9 protein-coding genes, 6 tRNA genes and 1 pseudogene are annotated in these 7,651 nt (G+C 70.8%); 8 read left to right on the top strand and 8 right to left on the bottom strand.

Annotation, left to right across the window (positions count from 1 at the left end; translation table 11 throughout):
• Positions 1–479 precede the first annotated feature (479 nt).
• Both C1J00_RS34270 and C1J00_RS34265 read right to left on the bottom strand, forming a co-directional pair.
• Positions 480–551: transfer RNA gene (locus C1J00_RS34270), tRNA-Val, on the bottom strand.
• Between the two features lie 46 nt (positions 552–597).
• Positions 598–1,056 carry a TIGR02611 family protein gene (locus C1J00_RS34265; protein WP_102912857.1) on the bottom strand — a complete coding sequence of 153 codons (459 nt, stop codon included), beginning with the start codon at positions 1,054–1,056 and terminating at the stop codon, positions 598–600.
• A 191-nt stretch (positions 1,057–1,247) separates the two neighbouring features.
• Here C1J00_RS34265 and C1J00_RS34260 point away from each other — a divergent pair, with 191 nt between their 5' ends.
• Both C1J00_RS34260 and C1J00_RS34255 read left to right on the top strand, forming a co-directional pair.
• Positions 1,248–1,661: an SsgA family sporulation/cell division regulator gene (locus C1J00_RS34260; protein WP_004002642.1), complete on the top strand. Its 414-nt coding sequence runs from the start codon at positions 1,248–1,250 to the stop codon at positions 1,659–1,661.
• A gap of 292 nt (positions 1,662–1,953) precedes the next feature.
• Positions 1,954–2,514: a CGNR zinc finger domain-containing protein gene (locus tag C1J00_RS34255; RefSeq protein WP_102912856.1), complete on the top strand. Its 561-nt coding sequence runs from the start codon at positions 1,954–1,956 to the stop codon at positions 2,512–2,514.
• An 85-nt stretch (positions 2,515–2,599) separates the two neighbouring features.
• Here the strand turns inward: C1J00_RS34255 and C1J00_RS45615 are convergent, their stop codons facing one another.
• Positions 2,600–2,776, bottom strand: coding sequence for a hypothetical protein (locus tag C1J00_RS45615; protein WP_180989795.1), 177 nt, complete (start codon positions 2,774–2,776; stop codon positions 2,600–2,602).
• A gap of 156 nt (positions 2,777–2,932) precedes the next feature.
• Positions 2,933–3,361, bottom strand: coding sequence for a hypothetical protein (locus tag C1J00_RS34250; RefSeq protein ID WP_102912855.1), 429 nt, complete (start codon positions 3,359–3,361; stop codon positions 2,933–2,935).
• Positions 3,362–3,536: 175 nt separating this feature from the next.
• On the opposite strand from C1J00_RS34250, the gene C1J00_RS34245 reads away from it, so the two are divergent.
• Positions 3,537–4,061 carry a DsbA family protein gene (locus tag C1J00_RS34245; RefSeq protein WP_180989794.1) on the top strand — a complete coding sequence of 175 codons (525 nt, stop codon included), beginning with the start codon at positions 3,537–3,539 and terminating at the stop codon, positions 4,059–4,061.
• A 32-nt stretch (positions 4,062–4,093) separates the two neighbouring features.
• Here the strand turns inward: C1J00_RS34245 and C1J00_RS34240 are convergent, their stop codons facing one another.
• Genes C1J00_RS34240 through C1J00_RS34230 form a run of 3 tightly spaced genes read right to left on the bottom strand, consistent with a single transcriptional unit; the run spans position 4,094 to position 6,834 of the window.
• Entirely contained in the window at positions 4,094–4,918 is an 825-nt protein-coding gene (locus C1J00_RS34240) for a GNAT family N-acetyltransferase (RefSeq protein ID WP_102912854.1), read from the bottom strand.
• A 54-nt stretch (positions 4,919–4,972) separates the two neighbouring features.
• Complete coding sequence (locus tag C1J00_RS34235; RefSeq protein WP_102912853.1) at positions 4,973–5,794, bottom strand: aminotransferase class IV; 822 nt, start codon at positions 5,792–5,794, stop codon at positions 4,973–4,975.
• An 11-nt stretch (positions 5,795–5,805) separates the two neighbouring features.
• A complete protein-coding gene (locus C1J00_RS34230) occupies positions 5,806–6,834 on the bottom strand; it encodes a chorismate-binding protein (protein ID WP_102912852.1) in 1,029 nt (342 codons plus the stop codon).
• Between the two features lie 177 nt (positions 6,835–7,011).
• Here C1J00_RS34230 and C1J00_RS34225 point away from each other — a divergent pair.
• From C1J00_RS34225 to C1J00_RS34205, 5 genes are all read left to right on the top strand, one after another.
• Positions 7,012–7,084 (top strand) — tRNA-Gly (locus C1J00_RS34225).
• A gap of 36 nt (positions 7,085–7,120) precedes the next feature.
• Positions 7,121–7,194: transfer RNA gene (locus tag C1J00_RS34220), tRNA-Cys, on the top strand.
• A 1-nt stretch (position 7,195) separates the two neighbouring features.
• Positions 7,196–7,267: transfer RNA gene (locus tag C1J00_RS34215), tRNA-Val, on the top strand.
• Between the two features lie 23 nt (positions 7,268–7,290).
• Positions 7,291–7,362: transfer RNA gene (locus C1J00_RS34210), tRNA-Val, on the top strand.
• 40 nt (positions 7,363–7,402) lie between these two features.
• Positions 7,403–7,474, top strand: a tRNA-Val gene (locus C1J00_RS34205).
• A 54-nt stretch (positions 7,475–7,528) separates the two neighbouring features.
• Here the strand turns inward: C1J00_RS34205 and C1J00_RS48405 are convergent.
• Positions 7,529–7,651: pseudogene (locus tag C1J00_RS48405) on the bottom strand (zf-TFIIB domain-containing protein); the annotation flags it as partial.

Raw genomic sequence — 7,651 nt, 5'->3', positions numbered from 1 at the left:
CAGTTGAAGTGGCGGCACGGGGGCGAGCCGGTGCCCGGGGCCCGGTGACCGGTACGGCTGATTCGGGTGGCGGCGCGGGAGCTGTGGTGCTCGGGACTCGGGACTCGGGACTCGGGACTCGGCTCAGGGCTCGGAGCTCGAGACTCGGAGCTCGGGACTCGGAGCTCGGGACTAACGGCTCGGTGAACATACGAGGGCGGCGGAGGAGCCGCGACTCCGGCGGCCTGATGTCCAGGACTCGGTGGTCGCTACGGCCGGCCTGGAGGGGCGGGGTATGGCGGTCCGGGGCTCCGTGATCGTCCGGGCGGTCGTCCGGCCTGCTGGGCGATGGCAGGTTCAGGGCGAGCACCGGGACGGGTGAGGGCGCCCTGACGGCGGACCGGTCGGTCCTGGCCGGATCTCGCAACCCGGCGTTGCCCTCTATCCCACACAACAACGGCGGCCCACCTGCGCAATCGCAGGTGGGCCGCCGGTCCGGGTGGGCGATACTGGGTTCGAACCAGTGACCTCTTCGGTGTGAACGAAGCGCTCTCCCACTGAGCTAATCGCCCGGACGCAGAGAGAACATTACCCCATGTCAGTGGGTGCCTGTGACGCTCACTGGTCCTTGATCTTCCACGGCATGGTCATGCCGAACTTCCACAGGTAGATGCCGGCCAGCACACCGATGATCACCAGTCCGATCGACGTCAGGATGATGTTGCGGCGCCGCACCTTGGGATCGAGCGCGCGTTGCGCCGCCTCGGTGACCTTCCGCTTGGTCCAGCGAAGCACCAGCTGAGCCCAGACGAACTCCGTCGCCCAGATCGCCATGCCGCCGAAGATCACGACCCACCCCGGTCCAGGCAGGGGCAGCATGATGATCCCGGTCACGACGACCGCGAGCCCGATGATGAAGACGCCGACCTGCCAGCTGAGGTGCAGCGCCCGGCGGGCCTTGATGAATTCCGGCGCGCGCGAGCCGAGCCCGCGGTCCTGCTCGCCGTGCGCTTCGCCCGTCCCCGTCTTGTTCGACGCCACGGCCACCTCGCCCGGCTCGTTACTCCCCGTATTCATACGGCCAAACACTACCCGAGCGAAACCGGTCACCGGAATGGACGCAGGACACGAACGATCGCTCGGCCGGAAGAGTTACGTAAAGGCACGCAAAACACTCAGAGGGGTTTACAACGGCACCGTAGGTGGCATGTCGATTTCGCCGACGTGCGAATCCCCGAGCGCACACTGAGCGAAAGGCCCTGGCGCTTATGAACACCACGGTCAGCTGCGAGCTGCACCTGCGCCTCGTTGTGTCGAGCGAGTCCTCCCTGCCTGTCCCCGCAGGCCTGCGGTACGACACGGCCGACCCCTACGCCGTGCACGCCACCTTCCACACCGGAGCCGAGGAAACCGTCGAGTGGGTGTTCGCCCGCGACCTCCTCGCCGAGGGGCTTCACCGCCCCACGGGCACCGGCGACGTCCGCGTCTGGCCGTCGCGCAGTCACGGCCAGGGCGTCGTGTGCATCGCCCTGAGCTCGCCGGAGGGCGAGGCCCTGCTCGAGGCCCCGGCACGGGCCCTGGAGTCCTTCCTGAAGCGGACCGACGCCGCCGTGCCGCCCGGCACGGAACACCGGCACTTCGACCTCGACCAGGAGCTCTCGCACATCCTGGCGGAGAGCTAGGGCGAGGCCCCCACAAAGCCGCCCGGCGCCGTCGACTCGGGGAGACGGCTCGGGCCCGGACAACCGCATACGGGATGACACCGGCGCCGGCACCGCGGATCACGCGGTACGGCGCCGGTTCGCGTGGCAGTCCCCTCCCCCGGGTGTCGCACCACACGGGGAACCCCGGCGGGCCGGGTGGCGTTGTATTCGAAGCCATGTACGGGCATGAGGCGGCCCGGCGGAGGCGGAGCCGTTACCATCGGCCAGCATCGGCGGGCGCCCGCCCGACCCTCAGGCCAGGGAGCGAATCGTGCTGATCACCCACGACACCCGGTGCGCCCTCGACACCGTGGTCGATCTGGTGAACACCGCACCGGAGGAGGACACGGCGCCGGACGGACTGCCGGACGTGGCGACCCTCGCGGACTTCGTGCGAAACCACGAGATCAGCGACGTCGGAGTGCTCTCGGAGTTCGACCTCTCCGCGGTGCGCAAGATCCGCGGGCGTTTCGCCTCCGTCTTCGCCGCCCCGGACACCCGGGCCGCCGCCGGCACGATCAACGAGCTGGTCGCAGCCGCCGGCACGACGCCCAGGCTCACGGACCACGACGGCTACGACTGGCACGTGCACTATTTCGCACCCGGTGCCTCCGTCGCCGATCACCTGGCCGCCGACTGCGGCATGGCGCTGGCCTTCTTCGTCGTCGCCGGGGAGCAGGAGCGGCTGCGGCGGTGCGAGGCACCGGACTGCCGGCGCGCCTTCGTCGACCTGTCCCGCAACCGCTCGCGGCGGTACTGCGACAGCCGCACCTGCGGAAACCGCCTGCACGTGGCCGCCTACCGGGCGCGCCGCAAGGAGGCGGCGGGCTGACCCGCGGCTTGCCGGCCCGCGGGGTGTGGAGGATGTCGATGCCGACGCGGTCCCGACGGGTGGCGCCGGGTACCGCGGGTAAGGCTCACAGCAACAGCAGATCGTGCAACGAGGCCATGAGCAGCAGACTCCCGATCACCGCCAGGAAGATCATCAGCGGTGGCTGGGAGAGGGCGAAGAGGCAACCACGTGGCTCGTCCCGCGGGGGACATGGTGCGTCCAGCGGCGGTACGGGGTCGCTCTGTTCCGTCGTGTCCAGCATCTCGCGGCGATGATGACGCAGTCGCCCCGGCCGGCGCGATCAGCGGCCTCGTTCCGTGCGGGAGTGCACCTATTTCGTGAGGTCCGGTTCGGGTTGTGATCATTTCCGCACACCGGCGGACCCACTGTGACGATACGGCCCCGGGTGGGGCTGCCGTCATATGCCGTGCTTCTTGAGGATGGCCTCGATGTCGCTGAAGTCGTCGTCGCGGGACGCCGGCCTGGTCGCCGGACGGGAGCCCTGGCCCAGGGAAGGCGCCGAGGCGGGGGCCACCGTGTCGGGCCGGTCGGCGGCACGGGCCGCCGCCCTGCGCTCCTTGCGGGTGCCGCCGCGGCGGCGCTCCACGGTTCGTGTGGTCATGAAGAGCACCCATGCGAGGCCGAGCACCCCGAACCCGGCCCAGGCCGTCGGGCTGAACGCGGTGTCGGCCAGCCACTCGACGACCCCCGTCATCACGAGGCCGATCGGGACGAGGGAGTAGGCCGCGACACGGACCGCGGCGAGGTAGCGCTTGCGGTACGCCGTGACGATCGCAATGCCCAGGCCCGCCGCGGACACGGCGGAGCAGACGGTCTCGGCAATCATCCGGTCCTCCAGGCGTGGCGCGGTCGGGTCGGGACACTTCGTCCCTTCCATCCTGCACCCGCCGTACCCCGGCGGGCCATGCTCCGGCCCGACATCAGGGAGATCTCCGGGTCACCTCCTCCGCAGGTGCCGGTGCGGGCTGCACCCCGGCCGCGGCTGCTGGGAGACTGTCGGCATGAGCGACTCCTCCCCCGACCGTTCCGCCGCCCCCGTCCTCGAGGTCTGGTGCGACCTCCAGTGCCGGGACTGCCGTACCGCGCTGGACGACCTCCGTGCCCTGCGCGCCCGCTACGGCGACCGTCTGGAGCTGCGGCTGCGGCACTTCCCGCTGGAGAAGAACAAGCATGCCTTCGCCGCCGCCCAGGCCGCGGAGGAGGCGTGGGAGCAGGGCCGGGGGTGGCCGTACGCCGAGGCCTTGCTGGGGCGGGTCGAGGAGCTGGCCCGTGAGGGAGAACCCTTCCTGGTCGAGGTGGCCCGCGAACTGGACATGGACGCCGAGGAGTTCGACACCGCGCTGATCGACGGCCGGCACATCCTGATCGTGGACGCCGACCAGGCCGAGGGCAAGGCGATCGGTGTGACCGGCACCCCGACGTACGTCATCGGCGGGGAGCGGCTCGACGGCGGCAAGAGCCAGGAGGGGCTGCGCGAGCGGATCGAGGAGATCGCGGACCGGCTGCTGGCCGGGCAGGAGCACTGATCACCCGCACCCGGCCTTCGGCTCCCGGGCCGCTACAGCAACGGTTTGTACAGGGCGTACCGCTCGGTCTCGTAGCCGAGTGAGGCGTAGAGCCGCTCGGCCGGGGTGTTGCCCGCGAAGACGTTGAGGCCGAGGGTCCGCCTGCCCTCGGCGATGGTCTGGGCCTCGGCCAGCAGCATCAGGGTGCGGCCGTGGCCCTTCCCGCGGTGGGCGGCTTCGGTCTCCACGTCGAAGACGAAGGCGCTGCTCTCGCGCACCGCGAGCCACAGCGTTCCCACGGGCGTCCCCAGGTGTTCGACGACGCTGACGAGCATGCCCGGGGTGGCGAGGCCGTCGGGCAGCAGGGTCGCGTGGTCGCGCTCCGACTTGACCCGGGCCTCGGCCTCCGGGACCCCCCGGTCCATCCAGCTGCGCGCGTAGTGCTCCTTGCCCTTCTCCAGCCAGGGACCGAACTCCGCCTCGGTCATGGGCCGGGCGCGGCTGCCCTCCGGCAGCTCCGGCGGGGTGTCGCCGAGCTGCTTCTCCAAGCCGCGGTTGCGGACGACGTACCCGAGCGCCGTGGCGAGCCGGAGTCCCGCCTCGGACGCGGCGGGGACCACCGCCTCGATGCGACGGCACCCCCAGCCGCGCGCCACCTCCTCGGCGGCGAGCGCGGCGACCGTGCCCCGGCCCCGTCTGCGGTCCGCCTCATCGATGTGCAGCTTCGTGATCCGGGCCACCGCGGTGCCGAACACGGGATGTGTGTCGAGGTGTATCGCGCCCACGGGACGACTGTTCACGCATACCCGGTAGCGGCGTGAGCGCGTCCCGTCGGCGTTCTGCTGAAGCGGCTCGGTCGGCCGCAGGGTCGTGGTCATCAGGGGTGTTCTACCCGCAACCGGGGTCCCGTTCAGCCGAATTCGCCGGGGCTGTCAGGGGTCGAGGTCGTGCCCCGCACGCTCCTCGAAGATCCGCATGGCCTTGGCGGTCACCGGGCCCGGCGCGCCGGGCAGCTCACGGCCGTCGACCCGGTGCACGGCCTGCACGTCCCGCAGGGTGGACGTCAGGAAGACCTCGTCCGCCCGCTCCAGCACGTCGAGTGGCAGATCGGTCTCCTCGGCGCCGGTCCATTCGGCCGTCAGCGCCCGCGTGATGCCCGCGAGACAGCCAGAGGCGAGCGGCGGGGTGTGGATCTCGCCGTCGAGGACGACGAAGACGTTCGACCCGGTGCCCTCGCACAGCTGCCCCACTGTGTTACCGAACAGGGCCTCGGACGCTCCCCGTTCGCGCGCTCGGGCGAGGGCGACGACGTTCTCGGCGTACGAGGTGGTCTTGAGGCCGGTGAGCGCGCCGCGCTCGTTGCGGGTCCAGGGGACCGTGATCACGGCGGTGGAGTCGGGGCGGCGGGTCGTCTCGCCGAGGGCGACGACGAGGGTGGGGCCGTGCTCGCCGCGGTCGGATCCGAGGGGGCCGTGGCCGCCGGTGTAGGTGATGCGGAGGCGGCCGAGCGGCGCGGGGTTGGCTTCGAGGACGGCGGCGCAGGCGCGGCGCACCTCGTCGTGGTCCGGATCCGGCAGGCCGAGGCCGCGCGCGGACCGGGTCAGCCGGTCGAGGTGCCGGGTGAGCGCGAAAGGCCGGCCGTCCACGGCCTTGACCGTCTCGAAGATGCCGTCGCCCACGGTCAGCCCATGGTCGAAGACGGAGACGCGGGCGGACTCGGTGTCCTGCAGCCCGCCGTCGAGCCAGATCTTCACGTCAGGTCCTCTCAACTCACTTCGTACGTTCCCGACGCTATCGCGAGCAGCCGGGCCGCCTTGAGTTCGGTCTCCCGCCACTCCCCCTCGGGATCGGAGCCCCAGGTGATGCCGGCGCCGGTGCCGAAGCGCAGCATGCCGTCCGCCCGGTCGATCCAGAAGGTGCGGATACCGACGGCCAGCTCTGCGGTTCCCCGGTCGGCGTCGACCCAGCCGATCCCGCCACAGTAGGGCCCCCTGGGCGCCGTCTCCAGCGCGTCGATGATCCGCAGGGCGCTGGACTTGGGCGCGCCCGTGACCGAGCCGGGCGGGAAGGCGGCGTCGAGCAGCTGGGCCCAGCCGGCCCCGTCCGCCAGCTCGCCGCGGACCGTCGAGACGAGATGGACCAGCCCGGGGTGCTTCTCGACGGCACACAGGTCGGGCACCGTCACACTGCCCGTGGCGCACACCCGTCCGATGTCGTTGCGGACCAGGTCCACGATCATCACGTTCTCGGCGAAGTCCTTCTCCAGCAGGTCCGCCTCGGTACGGCCGGTGCCCTTGATCGGCCCGGACTCGACGACCCGGCCGTCGCGCCGCAGGAACAGTTCGGGGGACGCGGTGGCGATCTCGACGCCGTGCCCGGGCAGGCGGATCGTTCCTGCGTAGGGCGCCGGGTTGCCGCGGGCCAGCAGCGCGGTGAGGGCATCCACGTCGGCGCCGGGCGGGACGGGTGCGGACAGCACCCGGCACAGGTTCGCCTGGTAGACCTCGCCGGCCGCGATGTGGTCGCGGATCCGTCGTACGGCGGCCGTGTACGCGGCGCGGTCGAGCGAGGACGTCCAGTCACCGGCGGCCGGCCCGCGCCATGCTCCGGGCACGGGAGCCACCCCGTCCGCCGTCCGGACCTCCGCGAAGCGTGCGCAGGTCAGACGGCCCTCGAAGTCCGCGCAGACGGCCCAGAAGCCGCTGGACTCCAGGGCCTCGGGATCGTCGGTGACGTCGAGGAGCCCGGTGGCGACGCGGTCGCCGAAGCGGGCGAGAGGAGGGAGGTCGAGCACGCAGTCGAGTCTATGGTGGGGCTCTCGCGGGCGACCGGCGGATGTCCGTCGGGTGGCGCTGTGACCTACCTGAGCAGGGGAAGCGCAGCACGCTGCACAAACGCGTTTTTGTACTGGCACCGGAATCCGCTAGAGTTCAACACGTCGCCGGGCCGCGAGGGCGGACCGAAACGACAGGCGGACGTAGCTCAGTTGGTAGAGCGCAACCTTGCCAAGGTTGAGGTCGCGAGTTCGAACCTCGTCGTCCGCTCGAGGAAGAGGGGGCTTCCCGGCCCCCTACACTCCTGGTGGAGTGGCCGAGAGGCGAGGCAACGGCCTGCAAAGCCGTCTACACGGGTTCAAATCCCGTCTCCACCTCCAAGGACGATTAGCTCAGCGGGAGAGCGCTTCCCTGACACGGAAGAGGTCACTGGTTCAATCCCAGTATCGTCCACTGGATCTCCGAGATCCCGACCCGCGCGATTAGCTCAGCGGGAGAGCGCTTCCCTGACACGGAAGAGGTCACTGGTTCAATCCCAGTATCGCGCACGCAGTGCCCATGATCCGCAGTTGGTGGTCATGGTCCCGAGGACGATTAGCTCAGCGGGAGAGCGCTTCCCTGACACGGAAGAGGTCACTGGTTCAATCCCAGTATCGTCCACATCACAAGGAGCCCCCGGCCGTTCGCGGCCGGGGGCTCCTGTCGTGTCACGGCTCAGGACGAGAACAGCATGTGGCCGAAGCCCTTGTTGCGGTGGTGTCCGTGGTGGCCGTGATGTCCATGACCGCCGTGCGGGGCGCCCCAGGCGGGGGCCGCAGGCGCGGGATAGGCCTGCGG

Source organism: Streptomyces cahuitamycinicus (genome assembly GCF_002891435.1).
GTDB classification, from domain to species: domain Bacteria; phylum Actinomycetota; class Actinomycetes; order Streptomycetales; family Streptomycetaceae; genus Streptomyces; species Streptomyces cahuitamycinicus.
The sequence above is the reverse complement of the archived record's forward strand: the minus strand, read 5'-3'. Positions and strand labels throughout refer to the sequence as shown.